Here is a 19,113-nt window from a genome sequence, read left to right as displayed (position 1 = left end):
AAAGCCCTTTCTTGCGAAAGACTATTGCTCGGAGAGGCTTTTAAGTGACAGCCGACAATGGGCATCGTAGTAGTTGATCACGGCTGGCCCATTTTCTTTTGTGTAAGAGTATTCATGGCGAAAGTGCCGCTCGAGTTGATTGGGGTCTTCGGGGAAAAGCTCCCAATAAATGGGGCGATCAAAACCTGTTTTTGTATCAAGATAAGCCCAGTTGCCAACGGCGTTTCCCGTAATTTCAACAACTGGTGTTTGGTGAGCCACTTTGTTTGCATCAACCCACTCGAAAAGTTCAATCTTGACGTCATCCACACCAAAAGTGCCCACCATGTGATCCACATGAGCCGACAGACCGGCCATGCTGGGCCAGGACTGTGGATCATCGAGAAGCTCAACATCCACAATGCGAGTGGCTTTGTCTATGTTGCCGAGGTTGTCATCAACGGTCAGTTTAAGTTGGCAGCTGAGTTTAGCTGATGAGTATTGGGATTTTAGCAAAGAGAGGCCAGAAACCAGTTTGCCACTGGGGGCCGTGGTTCCGTCCCCATTTGATTTTGAGTTGTCGGTGCAGGCAGTAAAAAGTAGGCAAAGTAAAATAGCACCCAAGTGTTTCATCCGTGAATCTCCTGTTGAATGGGTCTTTTAATAAAATGCTAACATGGACTGGTGAGATTGGTATTGCCAAATGGATGTTTCAAGGGATTTGTGTACATAACGCGTCAAACAGGGGAGGCCAAAGGCGACACATCCCCCTTTCTCTCCGCCGGCACGAGTGGCCGCATGTCGTCTTCGGATTGCGTCACTGTCGTGCCGCAACCCTTCTAAGGAATGTTCGTGCCCTCCTGCGCCGTGCAATTAGCACGGACGCATCAGCGCTCGAACTTGAGTTCATTGATTTGCTGTTCGGCACCTTCGGTTGCCTCTACATCAAATCAATGCGCCATGCACATCGTGAAGCGGAGAGAAAGGGGGATGTGTCGCCTTTGGCCTCCCCTGTTTGACTCGGATTTTGTTTTTTCACTTAGTTTGGTTTTGTGTTTTCCTTGCGCTAGTGTTTGCTATGGATTTTGTTGTTCAGGTCTCTTGATTAATGTCTTTTTGGTTGGATTTTCAGGTTTGAATCTCCGTTTTGTGGATGCGACTCTGGCTTCTTACCGGCTTTTTGTTTAACCTAGAGTTCGCATCTTGGTGTTCACTTCACCAGACCCATCTTTGACAACGGACCCTTGTCGAGGGATCATGAAAAAATGGCCGTGCAATCTTTGATTTCAGAGTTAAATTTAATGGAGAAACTGGCATCTGCTCACCGGTGGATGCCGCTAGAGTCCGGCGATATCGTTGATATTGTGGCGCCGGGTTCCGCTTGCACTCCGTCAGAGCTAAAAGGCGCCGTTCAGTTTTTAAAGTCTTGGGGCCTCGTGCCTCGCTACCCAGCGAAGTTGTTTGGTCGAGATGTTTTTTGTTCGAATACTGACGAAAAGCGATTCCAGTTCTTGAAGCAAGCACTGTATGCCCGTGATTCTAAAGCCGTTTGGTGTTTGCGTGGTGGGTATGGAGCCATTCGGTTATTGCCCCAGCTAGAAAAATTGAAAAAACCAAAGGCTTCAAAACTTTTTATTGGTTACAGCGATGTGACCACACTTCATCATTTTTTAAATCAAAAATGGCACTGGTCCACGATTCATGGACCCTTGCTCGCCCGAATGGGTGCGCCGGATCTGCCAATAAAAGAACGGCGAGAGCTACAGAGTCTTCTTTTTGGTCAGTCGCCTGAGATCACCTTTTCAGGCTTGCGCCCCTTGAATGCTTTAGCCCGTAAGAGCCGATTGATTTCTTCCACAGTGGTGGGTGGAAATCTCGTTGTGGCACAAAGCCTTATGGGCACACCATGGCAGGCCAAAACCGCAGGTGGTATTTTATTTTTTGAAGAAGTGAGTGAGCGTGGTTACAGAATTGATCGAATGCTTGAGCATTTAAAACAATCCGGTCACTTTGATCGTATTAAGGCCGTGGTCTTTGGTGACATTGTCGGTGGTAAAGAGCCCAATGGCCGTTCACTCACCAATAAGGCGGTCGAGCGATTTGCCTCTAGTGTGAAGTTTCCGGTTTTGCGGGGGGTGAAGGCCGGTCATGGAGCCGTACAGCGGCCCGTACCTTTTCTCACTCCAGCTTGCCTCACTCTCGGCGCTAAGCCAAAACTAGTTGTGGCCTCTGGGGCCCTGGCATGAATGAGTGGACAAAACAGCTGGAACAAAAAATCATTGAATTTACAGGTGACCATTGGCAAGAGTACACTCCAAGTCTTCAGGTAAGTGGTTTTTTCGAGGGGCGAAAAAAAATCAATTTAAAAATGGGGCCCGACTATGAGTTTTACGATCTGGCTTCTTTGACGAAGGTGATTTTCACCGTCAGCGCAGTGATGCGACTGGTGGATGACGGTTTTAACTTGAAGCAATCGGTATCAGGCTTATTGCCATGGTGGCGGCACCAAAACGTGACGGTCACCCATCTTTTAAGTCATACTGCGGGCCTCACTTGGTGGAAACCATTTTATAAAACGATCAATAGAAGGACTAAACCTTCGCAGCGATGGGCCAGTTTAAAGGGAGAGCTTGCAAAGCAAACCCCTTGTATTGAAACTGAACCCCTGTATTCGGATCTTGATTTTTTGTTGTTAGGATTTGTATTAGAGGCGGTGACAGGTCAGACCTTAAAGGAGCTTTGGGAAGACCAAGCCGTCCGCCTGGGTTTGGGTCAAACGCACTTCAACTACTGCAACAAACCCAGATATGAGCGCAGTCTTTATGCTCCCACCGAGTCATGCTCGTGGCGCAACAGATCTTTGCGTGGGGAAGTTCACGATGACAATGCCTGGGCGCTGGGTGGGGTGGCACCCCATGCTGGATTATTTGGACCCATTGCCGATGTTGAGAAGTGGGGGCTCGAGCTTCGCAAAAGTTATTATTCTTCAAGGGGCTCCAAGCTAGCGCGAAGTGGTACGGTTCGTCGGTTTACAAGAAGGTGTGCCGGGGATTGGGGTTTAGGGTTTATGAAGCCCACGGAAGGTCGTTCCTCTGCCGGTCAGTACTTTTCGTCCTCGTCTTTTGGTCACACTGGCTTTACGGGCACTTCATTTTGGTTTGATCCGAGGCGAGATTTTATGGTGGTGATTTTGTCTAATCGAGTGTGCCCTAGTCGCGAGAATAAAAAATTTATTGAGCTTCGTCCGAAAATACACGATTTTTCTTGGGAAGTGGTGCGGGAGTCTATGCGATGAGCGATGTTTTTAAAAATTTGAATCCAGGCAGTCATGTTCACTTGATGGGAATTTGCGGCACAGCCATGGCGAGTCTGGCTGGCATCCTGCAAGAGATGGGCTACAAAGTTACAGGAAGTGACCAGAATGTGTATCCACCCATGTCCACTCAGCTAGAGAAATTGGGTATAGCGATCATGCAAGGGTACAAAAAAGAAAACCTTGAGCCGAAGCCTGATTTAGTCATTGTGGGCAATGTGATTAGTCGTACCATGCCAGAAGCGGAGGCGCTTTTGGCCTCAGAGATCCCTTACACCAGTTTGCCAAAGGCCATGGGTGAGGTGGTCATATCAGGTCGGCATTCGCTTGTGGTGTCTGGTACTCACGGCAAGACAACAACCACGTCGATGATGGCCTGGGTGGCTGAAGTCTGTGGCAGAGATCCGGGGTTTTTGATTGGCGGCATTCCTGAAAATTTTGAAAAGTCATTTCGAAAACCGCGGGGGGAATGGTTTGTCATCGAAGGTGACGAATACGACACAGCATTTTTTGATAAAGTGCCGAAGTTTATTCATTACAAGCCGGAGTACGTGATTGTATCAAGTCTCGAGTTTGATCATGCTGATATTTATAACAACCTTGAAGATATTAAAAAGGCCTTTCGCCAGCTGGTCGAACTAGTGCCTCCCACAGGCTTAATTGTGGCCAATGCGGATGATAAAAATGTCATGGATGTTGTTACTTCGGCCAAGTGCCGGGTTGTCACTTATGGTATAAATGGCGGCGATTATCAAGCTGCAGACCGAGCGGTGATGGTCGGCCGCAATCAATTTGCTGTAAAAACCAAAGAGGGGCGTGTGGCCGATCTCGCTATTAAGCAGTTTGGTCCCCATAATACATTAAATGCACTGTCCGTGTTTGCTTTAACCCGCGAGTTGGGTTGGCCTTTAGGGGAGGTGCTGCAGGGATTGGCCACGTTTAAAGGGGTCAAGCGGCGCCAGGAAATCATTGGTGAACCCAATGGAATTACAGTTATTGAAGATTTTGCTCATCATCCAACGGCGGTAAAGTTGACTCTGGCTACAATGAAAGAGGTTTACCCTAAGCGGAAAGTTTTTGCCGTTTTCGAGCCCCGATCGGCCACCTCACGAAGAAAAGTATTTCAACAAGACTACATTGAGGCTTTCAAGCAAGCCGATGAAGTGATTTTGTCTGAGCCCTTTGATCAAAGTAAAATTAAAGAAGAGGATCGGTTTTCATCAGGTGATTTGGTCACAAGCCTCATGGGTGCAGGTGTGCCATCAAAGGTGTTTCAAAGTGCGGATGAGATCGTTGAATACTTGGGCGTTACCGCAAAGCCAACCGATGTTATTCTCCTTATGAGCAACGGCGCTTTCGGAGGCATTTACGGAAAACTTTTAAGCCGACTCTCTTGAGAAGAAAGTCCTTTTTAATAAATCATCACCCGATGATTCTGTTGATCGGCCACAAAAAGGTGGCAGCCATCGAAATAAACGTCCGTCGGTTTTCGCAAAGTTTGCGCTCCTGCGCCGCCGCCTTGGTTGATAGAATTAGAGATAAAATTGGCTTGGCCAATTACAGTGTCGGCGTTGGCGTTATCGGCCGTCGGGAATTGGTTGTAAATCAAAACTCTATGGTTATTGGAGTCGGCGATGAAAATTCGCGTGCCATCAGACGCCACGCCATGAGGTTGACTGAGCGTGTTGGCAGCAACGCTGCCACCCTGATTGCTGCTGTGAGAAGTCAAGTCGGGTTGATCAATTACAAAATCAGCGGCGGCACCATCAGTTGTTGGAAAACTATTATAGACGAGCACGCGGTGGTTGTAGCGATCAGCAATTAGTAGGCGGGTCCCGTCCGTCCATACGCCAGCCGGCTCATCACAGGTTGAAGCCGTGGCACCCCAGCTTGCAGAAGTAAAATTGTTTTGGCAAACAACTCGATTGGCCGCCTGTTGATCCGTCAGCGGATGCTCGTAAAATAGGACCCGGTAGTTCCATACATCAGCAAATACGAGCGCTTCGCCAGGAATAGCAAACAAAGTGGGGTAGCCAGAATGCTGACTGGTAGCACTGACGCCACCGTTATTGGCTGTGTTTGTAACAAAATCCGGCTGCCCTAAGACGGTGTCGGCGGCTTCGGCATTGGTACTCGGGAGACCATTCCAAATCAACACCCGGGCATTGTTATTGTCGGCAACGGCAAAATAAGTACCGTCATACACGGCCCGTCGTGGATTTTTTAGTGATGAAGGCCCAAGTCCACCATTGTTTGCAGTGTTCGATACGAAGTCAGGCTGACCCAGCACCAGGTTGGCGCTGGCTCCATCCATCGAGGGAATGGTGTCAAATATCAAAACTCGATTGTTATTCTTATCACCAATAAGAAGACGCGATTGATCGGCAAATACACCATCGGGCGTATTCAATGTCGCCGCCGTAGGTGTTGAACCCGCATTAGCCGCAGCGGACAGAAAATCAGCTTGTCCAACAACGACGTTGGCATTCATTCCAGTAGTAAAAGTAGTCGGCGTGCCCGCGCACACATAGTCAAAACCGGCAGGTGGCGCTGGAGGTGTTGGTGGTGGAGGAGGAGGGGTATTGTTGTCTGGTGGATTAGAGTTATTGCCACCACTATTATCAACAACTCGTCCACTAATGGTCGCCGAACCCAACTTGCAGGAAGTTGAAAGTAACATGAAGAAGGCAAATATAAAAAACAAAGACGATCTAAAATATACGTGCATGAAAATCCCCAGGACAACAAATAATTTAAACGGCACTAATTTACGAAATATTTAGGTACCTCAATGCTGTATTACATATATGATAGGGGAAAAATAAAAAGGGTCAAACTTTAGCCAGGATATAATATTCACCCGCGGTTTGGTTTCAGCTGGCGGCTCATTTTGAGATGGATCATTAGGGTTGTTGCGGTTCTAGATGGACCTGTGTATTGGCCTTCGCGACGAAATGGGTTTGAATGCTCCAATTCTATTCGGATGAATTTCAAATGTGGGAGTCCCAAGGGTTATCAGGCTATTGTTGCATCTCGACGGCCCCAGCGTCACAGCCGGATCCGATGGGCCGCGGGAGGCCCCGTTGGTCGGTGAGTGTGCCACATTGGTCAGAAGGGATGATGTCTTTGGCTGGGCTCCCGAATTGCAGCAAAACTGTGGGTGTATAACCGCCGTTGTCGACCAGGCCTGCTGGGTCAAGCAGTGGATCTGTTGAGGCTAGATCTGTGGAATGATTTAAACCACAGGTGTTCGCATGATCGATATTGTACCCAAGGCTTGTCAGGCCCACCGTTGTTTCGCATGCATTCGAACTCAGTGGATTATGAAACACGTTGGCTAGAAGATCTATTTTAGCCGCACCTTCGCTGTATAACATTGAGAGAGTGCCCGAAGACAAAAATGTGTTGTTTTCTAAACGCCAGGTGTTTTGTGGAGAGCCAAAAGGCGCTACATAGCTAAGTAGAACTAAATGATTGTCTTGAGCGGAAGCTACAAAAGTTGAGTTTTTAATAGAGCAATTCTTGGTAAGGTCTTTCGTGCAGTAACCGAGCAAGGCTATTCCTCCGCCGCCGATTTTGCCGTTATCAATAAATGTGGAGCCTTCAATATGTATCTCTGACCCGGGCTGGTCGTATCCTCCGATGGAGCCACCAGCCCAAAATTCACCCACGGTATTTCCAGAGAAGTAGCTGTCGATAACAGTCAAAACGTGATCATCGCGACCCACATGAATGGCGCCGCCATTTGAGTTGGAGATGCTGCTAGCCGAGTTGCTGATAAATTGACTTTGCTCTGTCGTGATAACAACAGGATTTGTCGGATCGGCCCAGATGGCTCCCCCACGGCCCGAGGTGACAAGGTTACTTTCGAACAGGCACCGCGTGAATTCGTAGGAACCGTCCGACAGGTAGAACGCGCCGCCGTTACCCAACCCATTACCGTTTTTAAAAGCCATATCGAAATATGATACTTGTGCGTTTGTATTCACAGCAGACAAGTAAAACAATTTTGTCGAGTTGGCCCCATCGATGACAGTGGAGGATGAATTAACACCCCGGACAAAAATTTTATTTGAGATAGAGTTCAATTGAATGGAGCTCGTGAGAGTGTAAGTGTTTGCGGGAACTGAAACTTCCACGGTGTATGGACTGAGCGCTACGGCCTCCTGCAGGGCGGCCCGCAGGGAACATTGGTTGTCAGCGTCCAAGCAAGCCTCATCACCTAAGGCGACATCGTTGGCATTGGGTAGCGTATCACCGGTTGAGTCCACAACTAGTCGATAGCCGACTTCCAGTGCAAATGGGGTGCTGGCAAAACCTCCCGGACCCATGGCCTCTAGTGAATAGGTGAGGGCAGTGGTCGCCGCAGTGGGAGTGCCTGAAATAACTCCAGTGCGGGTGTCAAAGCTAAGTCCTGTTGGTAAGTTATCCGGTGTGAGCGCATATGAATGGACCTCTCCTAATACTGTGGGTGTGAGATTGACAGCATCACCGCGATAAAAAATCTGATCGGCAATGGATTGTACGGCCGGGACCGGGGAGAATCCCGGTGGAGTTTGAGAGGGGTTGATTTTTCCGGCGATTCGATTATCGGCAAGTTGGCAACCAAAGATAAAAGGTACTGTGAGAGCGATCCAGAGAAGGCTTAACAACCGGGGGAAGATTTGGTTTTTGAATGACAATAATTTGGTAATGAATTTTGGCCACCCGGTCATTCAGCGCCTCCATCCGTGATGGTCCAGCCGCGGCCAATGAGATTGGCCCGCGCGGTGGCAGCAGACGTGTTGTATTTGGCCCCGCCGCCGTCGAGAATAATGCTGTTGTAGGGGCTTGTGGCTTCAATGCGAATGAGAAGGTTTGAGTAGTTGGTGGTGGAAATTGTGGTTGCATTCAGAAATTGAGTGTAGTCTACAACTTTGGTGAAATCCCACGAAGTGAAAATTGGATCTACGTTCGGTGATAAACGGAACATTCTAAACATCGTCGTTACATTTGCAGTATTCCAGTTACTGGTATCAGGATTGGCCGCTGATGCGAAATAGAACATACTATCCATGTTGCTGACACCAGAAGTATCCCATTGGCTTGTATCAGGGATGGCGACGGTGGCTCCATAAAACATTCGGGACATATCGTTTACGTTTGAAGTATTCCAGCTGCTGGTGTCAGGATTTGCGGATGCAGCGTATTGAAACATTCCGCGCATATTCGTCACCTGCGAAGTGTCCCAGTTGGTAGTCACAGGGTTGGCGTTCGTGGTGTTGTCAAACATGTAGTTCATCAATGTAACTTTGGATGTGTTCCAGTTTGCCGTGTTGGGTGTGGACAGAAAGGCATAAGAAAACATATAGGACATGGACTCCACATTTGAAGTGTCCCAATTCGTAGTGTCTGGGGTCGCGTTGGACGCGAACCTAAACATTGTTACCATGCTTGTCACTTGGCTCGTATCCCAACCCGATGTGTCGGGGTTTGCCGCCGTTGCATATTCGAACATACCTGACATGTCCGTCACTTGACTGGTGTCCCAGGTAGATGTGTCGGGTGTCACAGAGGCAGAATTGAAAAACATACCCGACATACTGGTCACCATTGACGTTTCGCCCCCGTTGAAGGAGGTCAAATTAGTACAGTCTGCAAATGCATGGCTTAGGTTTCGCCACCCCACGGCCCCCAGCTCAGGCACGGTCAACAGTTTAGTTCTGTGGGCGGCACCTAGAAGTCGCCACGCCTCCACTATGCCTTTGATGGTTACGGTATACACACCTGAAGTAGCGTAGACGTGCGACATAGCCGGATCATCCCACGCAGTGATATGGTCCTGACTCAAATCACCCCAATCAATTTCGAAATCGTAGTTAAAACCATCAACCAGTGGGATAGTTAATGTTTCACCATTTGTGGCGATCTGCCAGGTGCTAGTAAATGCCTGCACCGTGTTGGCCACTTCCACTTTAAAAACTTCTGAATCATCAAGTTCACCATCAGAGGCAATGATCTTAAGCTCAATGTCGCCCACCATGGAAAATCCAGGAACCCAGTCAATTACTCCGGTTGCGGTGTCAAAGGAAAACCCAATAATATCTGAGCAGGAATTCGTATTTGAGACAACACCATCAACGACCATGTCATAAAAACACGAGTAGGTGAGCGCGTCGCCGTCGGAGTCCACGTCATAACCCGAACTTGCAGCATCAATGACAGGGATGGCAGTGCCCACCACTTGACCAAGAACATCACCGATGGGATCTAAAACCGGCGCGTGATTGACAACATGGGGCAGATGGGAAGTCTGTTGAATGCTGCCTTTTATTGAATTATCCGCAAGCTGGCAGTTTGTCATACCTGTGAGAAAAATCAGCAAAAGAGTTTTCGCCACGAGGCTACTTCGTATTCTCATCGCAACTCCGGATAACTGACAGTTTCATTAATCGACCAAATGTCTATAAAGTTCCAGTTCACAAATGTGGATTGCTGTTTAAGTTCAGCCTTGGCCTTTTTCGCGATTTGCGCCGTATTACCTAGATCGCCTTCGCTGCGGTCGTTCAGTGAAGGGTTATCTTCGTTGTTCCAATAGTTGCTTGAATAAGTGGCGGTTTGGCCACTTTCTGCTCCGATCAATCCACCTTTGGATCCCGCGCCCGTGACCACGCCCAAGGAATATGTGTTCGTCAGCGTCAGTGCCGCATTGAGGTCACCGATGAGTCCACCGGCTTTATTGGGGCTGCTGACATTTCCTGTGGCAAAACAGTTTTCGATGGGACCTCTGGCGACACCCACAAGGCCTCCAGCCGTCGACGTGGTCGCCGTCACGCTGCCTGTAGCACTCGATGCGGATGCGATTATTGTGGCAAATGAGGCAAGGCTACCAACAAGGCCACCCACCTGGCTGTCTCCTGAGACATCGGCTTCAGCACGAGATTGATGGACGCCAGCTTTTTCGAGAAAATTATAGTTTTGATTGAGAAACCCATTCTGGCCAAGGATTCCGCCGACGGCCGCGAAGCTCCCCGTGACGGTACTGGTTGAATCCACTGTAACTCGATGAATTTCTGCGGAGTGCCCAGCGGCTCCACCTACAATATTTGAGCCAGAGATAGAAGTGTTTTCTACCGAGCTGTCCATAACGGTGATGCAGGATCCACATAGGCCTCCCACGTAGTTTCCGCCCGCAATAGAGGAGTTGCGAAGGTGCACGTTGAATAACCGAACGGGGCCGCCACCATTTTGACCAAAGACAGCACCGGCGTGAGAACCACCGGTTGCACCTGAGAGGTTGAAGTTTTCAACGTTCAAATCTTTTACAAACATGGGTTTGTTTCTGACGTAGGTACTGGATGAGCCAATGAGGGCGTTGTTGCCTATGGTAACATGAGTGAGGTGGCTCAAAATATGGTTTTGTCCATCCACGGAACCATTGAATCCTTCCCATGGCAGATAGGGCTCAGAAAGCAATGTGAAATCAATGTCCGCAGTGATTCTAAAATTCATGCCATTAAATAAAATATTTGTTCCAACACTGTTAAACTGATCAGCTGTTGCAATTAAGTACGGGTCATTGGTGGTGCCGGATCCTCCAGCAAACGGATTGAAATCAACCCAGGCAAACCGTGGATACTCACTCGCATCAATGCGCCAGAACGCTTGATTGTCGCCAACCACTGAGGCAAAGGCCCATTCATTGGGGTAGGGGCCGCTAAAAGTTGTAGATGTTTTCATTTCAGATGTGGTTTTACCAAAAGTATTAATACAAGAGGCTGTGGCAAAGCCGCACATATTGGTGATGCCACTTAATTCTTTATCCCAAAATGTGCGTTCAATGACTCCTGAGCTAAAGTGCCCGCCGGCGATGCCGCCTTGTTCGGCTCCGGTAAAATTGGTTTGCCCGGCGAAAAAACTGTCCCGAATAGTAGCGTTTGCGACGTATCCGGCGATACCACCGGCCCGATTCACGTGGTTTGTGACTGTGCCCAGCGCGTACACATAAATGAGTCCATCTAGAGAGGAATGCCCAATCACGCCACCCACATACTCATCGCCTTCCACATCCCCTGTGGAGTAAGAATAGCGAATATAACCATCGGCATAGCCCACAAGGCCGCCTACTTGTACAGTTCCACTCACATTGCCCGTGGCCCACGAAGCATATACTGTTGTACCCACCCACGGCCGTTGTCCATATCCAAGCAATCCACCCACATTGGCACCCGAAGATGTCACGTCGCCCGTAGCATGACTATTTGCTATTAAAGCATCATTGCTATTGCCGACAAGTCCTCCAGCCGTTGATGTGGCAGTTACGGGGCCATGGGCCGCAGAGAGCGTGACATGGTAATCGTAACCGCTGCTAGCGCAATAGTATCCGGCCCGCCCGATCAATCCTCCAACACCATCACCTCCAGACACCGTGGCATACGACACTCCCTCAGAAACATAGAAAAACTTGCCACACGTGGGCTTCCCGTAACCGACAAGGCCCCCGATTCGATCACCCGTACTTGTCACTGAGCTTGTACTATCGATTTGTGAATTAAACACATTTCCATCAATGATGCCGACCATTCCTCCGTAGTCGTCGCCACTACCGGTGATATGTACTCCGCTGAGTTGAATGCGGATAAGACTGGAGCCTGTGTCGGCCAACCCAACAAGGGCACCGACTACATTGCCACCTCCAGCATCGATGGTGAAGTCTTCGATATGAATGTTTTGTAAAGTGGCGCCTGAGGTTTTGCCGAAAAGGCCGACGTTGTCAGTCCCGTCAATTGTCAGTACATAGTTTTTAATGGAAAAGTCTTGGCCATTGAGTTGGCCAGTAAAAGCAGTGGTGTCATTGCCGATGCGATGAAATGTACTGGCTCCTAAATCGCCCAAGTCAATATCGCGCCCTAATACAAAGAATTTGTCCCAAAGGGAGTTGTCTGCACCCAAGGCATCTAGTTGCGCGGCCGTTACTAGAACGTACGGGTCAGATTCTGTACCATGACCAAAAAATGTGGGGTCTGAACCCGCGTAGTTGTCGGGTGTGATTGCGGGCGGAGATGGTGGAAGCGGTGGCGTCGTTGAGTTGTCTTTGAACTGCCCGTTGATGCGATTATCCGCAAGCTGACAACCCGTGGTCCATGTCACCATTACACTTGTTAGAAAAATAAATAAAAGGTGTAGCTTTCTCATGCATCTCCCGGAAAAACGCCATTCATAATAAAGATGAATTCCTATCGGCGGAAAGGTCCAGTTTCTGAAGTATCCAAAGGCAAAAAAATCGCACTTTTAAATTTATTTGGGGCGCCTCGAAGTGCGTTAACAAACTGTGGTTACAAATTGCCTCAAAATGAGAGTTGCGAGTTATTTTAAGGGCTTACTTTCGGGATTTTGGCGTTCCGAAAAACAGCTAAAACGAATACGATGCGAATTACGATCGTGATGGTGTGGCCCCAATAATTCGTGGTTGTCTCGAAATGAGGCGACCCAATCCATACTCCCAAAATCCCATAGAATTTGGGAGTATGGTCAAGAGACTAGCTAACCCATCAAAATCACGAAGCTTTTTTTGTTCGGAGCGAGAGGGGCGGGTAAGTCCACCTTTGTCAGGGATCAGTTTTTAGGCAACAACGGAGTGATTCTTGACCCTCTTGATCCCGATCTTGAGGAACGCTTGTCTAGAAACCCAACAGATTTAATTGAGATCGTAAAAAACCTAAAATCAATTTTCTATGTCTCAAATGACAAGCAGGCACTTAAGTCAGGCTCTGTGACTTGTTTGCATTGGAGAGATTTTCTGTCGTGGTTTCGAAATATATAAAAAATGTGCGTAGTTTGAATCTGTGAAGGAACTTTGCTGTCTAGTTCTGAAGGTTGAGATGACTTTTTTTACGGTCGGGTGGCTTCGAATTGCAGCAGGGCTTTTAGGCTTGCGGGCATGATGTCGATGATTTTCCAGTGCTGGTTCACGGAGGATCGGACTCTCGGTTTTTCACCGAGCAAAATTTTATAAACTTCGCCGTTGATTTCTTTTAAAAACCAATAGGTGATTCGTCCGCTGTTGGATTCGCTTTGCACCGTAAAGGCGGCGCCATCTGGGTTTTTGGCTTGGTAGTCTGAAAATGCGGCGCGCAGGTCGGAGTTGGAAATGCCCAGCGTGTGGCGAATGCGCAACAGGGCACTACCGTTAATAGACAAATACTCTTGGGAAAAGGCCGAAGATGGTTCCACAATAAAAAGTTGGTGATAGTGACTGTCGCGGCCCCGTTCAAACGGAAGACCCGTCGTCGAAGAGCTTGAAAAGTGAGGGCGGGTGGCGTGGGTCTCTGTGAATCGAACTTTTAGATTTTCATACATGAGGTCAAAGAAGTAGCGAATTTTTTTTGCTTGCTTTGGATCGTCCATGGAGACCACGCGAAGATCCAGCACTTTCATAATTCTTTGAGAGGAGTCTTTGTTGTCACCGCGAAATTCCGACTCCACGCTCGTGGTCACCATCTGTATAAGTCGATTTTTAAACGGCACTATGGCAAATTTTAAGTGATGGACTCCGGCATCTACTTTGATGTTTGTGAAATCATTTCGATCGAAATAACTGCGAAGGGTGTTTAAATCTTGAGGTTCGATAAAATCGCGGTGATTGGAAAAGAAAGCAGAAAGGTCTGGCGCCGAATAGATCATTGTCCCATTCGAGCCAGGAACAGAAGCCGAATGGGCCAGAAGGGTCCTACATAAATTGCGTCGGGGCACTGCCGGCTTTTGATAGACGAAGTCGGTAGCCACTTGCGAAAGGCGAATGTGGTCATCTCCAAAAGGGAGCGGAGTTGCTGAAAAGGCAATCTGACCCCACATAGATACCAAAATGGCTATTAAAATCATTGGCCTCATAGGGGGCCAAATAAGCACAACCCATGCCAGGGTCAGCGCCCGTTGGAATGGGTTTGGCTGTTAGATATTCAGCATGAGCCCCAGAAATTGTCACCGGCGAGTGCCCCCTCTCGTTCTAAATCTGCGGGGTAGCCTCCCGCGTCCGAGCTAGACAATATTGGATCCGCCATTGTACTGTCTTTGCGCCGCATTACCAAAGGGTGGGCGCCGCTAAAACGTGAGGGGTTGCAATGGGTAAAAAGCTCACTCCCTTGATGGAGCAGTATTGGGAGATTAAATCTCAGCACCAAGATAAAATATTGCTGTTTCGTATGGGGGATTTTTTTGAAATTTTTTATGATGATGCCGTAACGGCTGCACCCCTATTAAACATTGCACTCACATCTCGAAACAAAAAATCCGGGGATGAAACGCCCATGTGTGGAATGCCCCATCACAGCGTGGCAGGCCCCATTGGGAAGTTGTTGGCCGCCGGTCACAAGGTTGCCATTTGCGATCAGATTGAAGATCCAAAGCTGGCCGTGGGTATAGTGAAACGGGCCGTGACTCGTATCTTGAGTCCCGGCATGGTGTATGATCCAGATACGCTTGATCAACTCTCGGCCAACTACCTTTGTAGTTACGATGAAAAAACCATGAGTTTTCTGGAAGCCTCCACGGGGGAGGCGTTCTATTTTCGTCTTCGGCGAAAAGATGATGTGACAAAACTCCAGGCCGTACTAAGCCCCGCCGAAGTGGTGCTATCGTCCCAGCAGAAATCCACACTATTGAAAGAAATAGGGGCGGCAGCCAAGACCATAACAGTGCATGATTTCGAACAGGTGCCTGAAAGGTTTCAGCGGCTGCCAGAAAGTGCCAAGCGCTTGGTGGCCTATGCCCAGTACATGCAAGGCCCCGAAGTGTTAAAAACTCTCTCGACCTTCGATGAGCGGCAGCTGCAAAAGCGAATGGAGATGCGGCCCACGGTTTTGCGACACTTAGAAGTTTTTAAAACCTATAAGGGCGAAGACAAGGGGAGTTTGTTTTATGCCATTAACCGCACAAAAACTTCGGCTGGGGCCAGGTTATTAAAGAGTTGGTTGAACTTTCCGCTCACCGATGTGGAGCTAATTGTGGAGCGTCAGGATCGGGTGCAACAATGGGTAGAGGGTCTTCCAAAACTTAAAGAAGTTCGGCAGGTTCTCTCAGGCATGGGCGATATAGAAAGGCGAATCGGAAAGATCGCAAATCCCAGTTGCCATGTTCACGATGTGTTGGCGTTGGCGCAAGCATTAAGGGCCGGCTTGAGGGTGAGTGGCTACTGTCCCGGGCTTGAAAGACACCAGGCTGACACCGCCTTAGGTATAGTGAATGATGTTGAGCGAACACTTGTTGATGAACCGCCAGTGCAAACAAAAAACGGTGGTTTTGTTCGAGCGGACTTTAGAAAAGACCTGCAAGAACTCATAGAGCTATCAGAAAACAGTCAAAAGCTTTTGATCGATTTAGAAGCGCGCGAACGGGAATCCACTGGCATATCCAGTTTAAAAATTAAATACAACAACGTCTTTGGTTATTTTCTTGAAGTGACCAACACGCATAAGGATAAAGTTCCTGACCATTATAAAAGGAAGCAAACTTTAGCCAATGCCGAACGATATTTGACTCAAGAACTTCAAGAATTAGAAGATAAAATCCTCTCAAGCCGCAGTAAGCGGGTGGAGATGGAGCAAAATATTTTTTCTGATCTTCGACAAAAAATTCTAGCTGCCACTGTGGATCTAATGGACTTAGCCAGGCATTGGAGCGAGCTTGATGTGATCAGTTCTTTGGCTTGGTTAGCTCTTGAATACAACTACACACGTCCCAGCTTTTCAAAAATCCAAGCCTTGCAGCTCGATGGAAGTCGACACCCTGTCGTCGAGCAGGAAGTTTCAAAACCCTTTGTGCCGAATGACATCAAGCTCGGTGCGGGTGAGTGTCTTTTGCTCACGGGCCCTAATATGGCCGGTAAGAGTACGATCATGCGGCAAGTGGCCGTCACGGTTTTATTGGCTCAGATGGGATCATATGTGCCGGCGCGATCGGCCGTGTTGCCCATTTACGATCAGATTTTTACGCGCATTGGGGCGAGTGATTTTCTTGCCGAAGGTCTGTCTACTTTTATGGTGGAGATGCAGGAGACGGCGGAGATTCTTCGCGACGCCAGTGAAAATTCACTAGTGGTGTTAGACGAAATCGGTCGCGGAACAAGCACTTACGACGGCATGAGTTTAGCGCAAGCTATATTGGAGTTTTTGGTTTCTGAATGTGGTTGTATGACGTTCTTTGCGACCCACTACCATGAAATCACCCAACTGGACCGAAAGTATCCTCAAATAAAAAATGCTCACATGGCTATTGATGAATCATCGGCCCATGCGGGGCAGGATATTTCCTTTTTGCATACGCTCAAAGAGGGGCCCGCCAATCGATCTTACGGGATTCAGGTGGCGCAACTGGCAGGACTCCCCAAAAAAGTCACCCAACGAGCTGCACGAATTCTAACAGGCCTTGAGTCGTTCGGTGTGGTTCCAAGCAATACCGACCAGATGTCGTTACTTGATGCCGGCGATGGGGCCACTTACCCCGAGGCGGAGGCAAGTCCGCTTCTTGACGAGATTCGCGAAATCTCGTTGCCACAACTCACACCCCTAGAGGCTTTAAATCAAATAGCAAAATGGCAAAAAGAACTTTCTTAACTAAGTCTCAGGTCGCTGAATCAAAAGAGCGAGCACCGCGGGGTGCTCAAGAAAGTGCCGCATTTTCTTTGTGGTTGGGCCAAGCACTCGAGGCAAACTTGAGTCAACTCCCTCACTGGAAGGAGGCCGGTCCTATTGCCCTAGGTTCTTGGGCCCGCAATGAGCTTTGTCCAAAATCCGATATTGATTTGTTGCTGGTGGGAGATGAAAAAAAAGCAGCCGCATTCACGGCTGCTGCTTTGAGTGAGGGGTTGAATCTTCGTTGTCGCATACCTGAGGATATTAATGATTGGACAAGGGGTGTGGCGCCATTTGATGTGTTAGCCCTCCTACATGGGAGGCCCTTTTCTGAGAGTGCGGCAAAAGCCCTGCAAGAACAGCAAGTGCGAATTCATGCATGGGCGGCTGAATTTAAGCGATCTTTGCGTTCGGCCATGAGTGAAGAAAGAAAAAGTCGTGGTAAACGCTATGACTCTGTTTCAAATTATTTAGAGCCCAATATAAAATATGGACCGGGTGGTTTGCGCGATCTACAACAGGCCCTCTATGTGTGGGAGCTTGATGTTAAAAAATTTAAAGACAAGATGGTATTTCTTCATCAGCTGTCGGCCAGTAAAAGTTTGCTGCTGGCCATCAGACAACAGCTGCATGTTCTTGGGGGAGAAGAGTTACTCACGGGGCCATTACAAAAACCATTGGCCGAGGCCTTTGGTTTTGAAAATGTAAAAGACTTTATGCGTGAGCTGCAAAATCACTTAAGTGAAGTGAGTTTTTATGCCGACTGGGCTGTGGAATGGGCCAAATCTGGTAAAGCCACCCGAGACAACCTAGATAAGGTGAAGATCCAATCCTTGGCCGATGCTTTTTCAGCTCTCCATCAAAACTCATCGGTTCTCATGCAAGAAAAGGTAAGAAACAGTAGCTTCAGTATCGAAAAAGATCCGCATCGAGTGGGGCAGTGTCTCCATCGTTATTACCATGTGGATTGTAGTGAAAAAGAGCTTCTGGCTCTTTTTCGATCGCAAGTGATCGCCAAGTGTCTGCCAGAATTTAAGTTGGTGCAGGGTCTTGTGCAGCACGATCAGTATCATCGATTCACTGTGGATGCCCATATTCTGCAGGCGGTGAAGGGTGTGGTGCGGGTGTATCGTCGCCCCACTTCATTTAGAGAGCTAAAACATGTGAGTAAAGGCTTGTCCGACTGGGATTGGAAAGTTTTGCTTTGGGCAGCTCTGTTTCACGATTTAGCCAAGGGTCGTGGTGGCAATCATTCGAAAAAAGGCGCACAACTTGTACGGAAGATTTTTCGACAGTGGCAGTTTTCTGAGAAGATTACTGAAGAAGTGCAGTGGATGGTGGAAAATCACCTTGTGTTGTCGAGTGCGGCTTTTCGGCAAAATCCTCACTCGCCTTCAGTGTGGCGAGATCTAGATCAAAAAGGGGTAAAAGGAAAGCGTTTGCGGCGCTTAGCTGTTTTTACGGCCATTGATATTCAAGCCACCAATCCGGATGCCTGGAACGAATGGAAAGAGCGACTGCTATCAGATCTAGTAAAAGCCGTTGAATCACCGCGAGCCACTAAGTTTATGCGGCTTCTGGCTATGGCTAAGGTGGAAAAAATAAAACTAAGTCCTGATTTCTTAAAAGGAATGGATCCTGTGGTGGTGGAAGAACTGCCATTGTCATACCTGTTGGCCGACTACAAGTATTTGCGTCGAGGCAAGGGGGATCTGGAGCCGCTTGTGGTGAAGGGGGCGACTGGCGACATATGGGTGCGTCTGCACCGGAGAAAAGACGAGCCAGGGTTGTTTCTGCGCTTTGTGCAGATGTTGTATGGGGCTGGGTGTGCCGTCCGAGAGTCTTCTGTGCAGACTTTTGATATCTATGGCGCCTACGATTGGTTTAAGGTGAAAACCAATAAAAATGTTAATCAGCTAAAGAAAATTCTGAGATCAATACAAATTGAAGAACGCCCGGATCCGCAAGTTGTTTTTGATAAGATTTCGTTAGTGAGTGAAACTGCCGATGAGATGATCATTAGCTTTCGTGGGAAAAACCAATCAGGCGCATTGTATGCCGCCGCATACGCGCTTTTCGAACAGGGCCTACAAGTGAAGTGGGCCAGAGTGCACACCTGGGGGCAGCAAATAGATGATGTTTTTTGCGTGGCCAATACAGGTGGATCGTCGCCGGTATTGGATCTCATTCGGAAAAAGTATCTGGTTGTGTGAT

12 protein-coding genes are annotated in these 19,113 nt (G+C 48.3%); 6 read left to right on the top strand and 6 right to left on the bottom strand.

All coding sequences use genetic code 11. The annotated features are described in order from the left end of the window. Positions 1-21 precede the first annotated feature (21 nt). Positions 22-612: a hypothetical protein gene (locus tag H6626_04420; protein USN48340.1), complete on the bottom strand. Its 591-nt coding sequence runs from the start codon at positions 610-612 to the stop codon at positions 22-24. Between the two features lie 632 nt (positions 613-1,244). Here H6626_04420 and H6626_04415 point away from each other — a divergent pair. Genes H6626_04415 through mpl form a run of 3 tightly spaced genes read left to right on the top strand, consistent with a single transcriptional unit; the run spans position 1,245 to position 4,689 of the window. Further along, on the top strand, positions 1,245-2,225 hold the full coding sequence (locus H6626_04415) for an LD-carboxypeptidase (GenBank protein ID USN48339.1): 981 nt from the start codon (positions 1,245-1,247) through the stop codon (positions 2,223-2,225). Next, complete coding sequence (locus H6626_04410) at positions 2,222-3,274, top strand: beta-lactamase family protein (GenBank protein USN48338.1); 1,053 nt, start codon at positions 2,222-2,224, stop codon at positions 3,272-3,274. Before H6626_04415 ends, H6626_04410 begins: the two co-directional genes overlap by 4 nt. After that, on the top strand, positions 3,271-4,689 hold the full coding sequence (mpl, locus tag H6626_04405; GenBank protein USN48337.1) for a UDP-N-acetylmuramate:L-alanyl-gamma-D-glutamyl-meso-diaminopimelate ligase: 1,419 nt from the start codon (positions 3,271-3,273) through the stop codon (positions 4,687-4,689). The genes H6626_04410 and mpl overlap by 4 nt, the downstream gene beginning before the upstream one ends. 14 nt (positions 4,690-4,703) lie before the next feature. Here the strand turns inward: mpl and H6626_04400 are convergent, their stop codons facing one another. From H6626_04400 to H6626_04385, 4 genes are all read right to left on the bottom strand, one after another. Further along, positions 4,704-6,020 (bottom strand): hypothetical protein, encoded by a 1,317-nt coding sequence (locus H6626_04400; protein USN48336.1) that lies wholly within the window; start codon positions 6,018-6,020, stop codon positions 4,704-4,706. Positions 6,021-6,312: 292 nt separating this feature from the next. Continuing rightward, complete coding sequence (locus H6626_04395) at positions 6,313-8,007, bottom strand: putative Ig domain-containing protein (protein USN48335.1); 1,695 nt, start codon at positions 8,005-8,007, stop codon at positions 6,313-6,315. Next, the gene (locus H6626_04390) at positions 8,004-9,692 is read right to left on the bottom strand and encodes a DUF285 domain-containing protein (protein USN48334.1); all 1,689 of its coding nucleotides are present in this window, start codon (positions 9,690-9,692) and stop codon (positions 8,004-8,006) included. Before H6626_04390 ends, H6626_04395 begins: the two co-directional genes overlap by 4 nt. Next, on the bottom strand, positions 9,689-12,466 hold the full coding sequence (locus H6626_04385) for a hypothetical protein (protein ID USN48333.1): 2,778 nt from the start codon (positions 12,464-12,466) through the stop codon (positions 9,689-9,691). Before H6626_04385 ends, H6626_04390 begins: the two co-directional genes overlap by 4 nt. Positions 12,467-12,842: 376 nt before the next feature. Between H6626_04385 and H6626_04380 the strand changes: the two genes are divergently transcribed. Further along, the gene (locus H6626_04380; GenBank protein ID USN48332.1) at positions 12,843-13,094 is read left to right on the top strand and encodes a hypothetical protein; all 252 of its coding nucleotides are present in this window, start codon (positions 12,843-12,845) and stop codon (positions 13,092-13,094) included. A 68-nt stretch (positions 13,095-13,162) separates the two neighbouring features. Here H6626_04380 and H6626_04375 read toward each other — a convergent pair whose 3' ends face one another. After that, the gene (locus H6626_04375; GenBank protein USN48331.1) at positions 13,163-14,152 is read right to left on the bottom strand and encodes a hypothetical protein; all 990 of its coding nucleotides are present in this window, start codon (positions 14,150-14,152) and stop codon (positions 13,163-13,165) included. A 263-nt stretch (positions 14,153-14,415) separates the two neighbouring features. Between H6626_04375 and mutS the strand changes: the two genes are divergently transcribed. Next, complete coding sequence (gene mutS / locus H6626_04370) at positions 14,416-16,881, top strand: DNA mismatch repair protein MutS (protein ID USN48951.1); 2,466 nt, start codon at positions 14,416-14,418, stop codon at positions 16,879-16,881. Continuing rightward, entirely contained in the window at positions 16,860-19,112 is a 2,253-nt protein-coding gene (locus H6626_04365) for an HD domain-containing protein (protein ID USN48330.1), read from the top strand. The genes mutS and H6626_04365 overlap by 22 nt, the downstream gene beginning before the upstream one ends. Position 19,113: the final 1 nt, after the last annotated feature.

The sequence above is a fragment of the Pseudobdellovibrionaceae bacterium genome (genome assembly GCA_023898385.1).
Classification (GTDB): domain Bacteria; phylum Bdellovibrionota; class Bdellovibrionia; order Bdellovibrionales; family UBA1609.
Note: the sequence above shows the minus strand (reverse complement) of the source record. Positions and strands in the feature narration are given on the sequence as shown.

What these genes read in the sequence shown, in the direction of transcription:
- H6626_04420 (USN48340.1), bottom strand. Translation starts at nt 612, where the DNA reads ATGAAACACTTGGGTGCTATTTTACTTTGCCTACTTTTTACTGCCTGC.
- H6626_04415 (USN48339.1), top strand. Translation starts at nt 1,245, where the DNA reads ATGGCCGTGCAATCTTTGATTTCAGAGTTAAATTTAATGGAGAAACTG.
- H6626_04410 (USN48338.1), top strand. Translation starts at nt 2,222, where the DNA reads ATGAATGAGTGGACAAAACAGCTGGAACAAAAAATCATTGAATTTACA.
- mpl (USN48337.1), top strand. Translation starts at nt 3,271, where the DNA reads ATGAGCGATGTTTTTAAAAATTTGAATCCAGGCAGTCATGTTCACTTG.
- H6626_04400 (USN48336.1), bottom strand. Translation starts at nt 6,020, where the DNA reads ATGCACGTATATTTTAGATCGTCTTTGTTTTTTATATTTGCCTTCTTC.
- H6626_04395 (USN48335.1), bottom strand. Translation starts at nt 8,007, where the DNA reads ATGACCGGGTGGCCAAAATTCATTACCAAATTATTGTCATTCAAAAAC.
- H6626_04390 (USN48334.1), bottom strand. Translation starts at nt 9,692, where the DNA reads ATGAGAATACGAAGTAGCCTCGTGGCGAAAACTCTTTTGCTGATTTTT.
- H6626_04385 (USN48333.1), bottom strand. Translation starts at nt 12,466, where the DNA reads ATGAGAAAGCTACACCTTTTATTTATTTTTCTAACAAGTGTAATGGTG.
- H6626_04375 (USN48331.1), bottom strand. Translation starts at nt 14,152, where the DNA reads ATGATTTTAATAGCCATTTTGGTATCTATGTGGGGTCAGATTGCCTTT.
- mutS (USN48951.1), top strand. Translation starts at nt 14,416, where the DNA reads ATGGAGCAGTATTGGGAGATTAAATCTCAGCACCAAGATAAAATATTG.
- H6626_04365 (USN48330.1), top strand. Translation starts at nt 16,860, where the DNA reads ATGGCAAAAAGAACTTTCTTAACTAAGTCTCAGGTCGCTGAATCAAAA.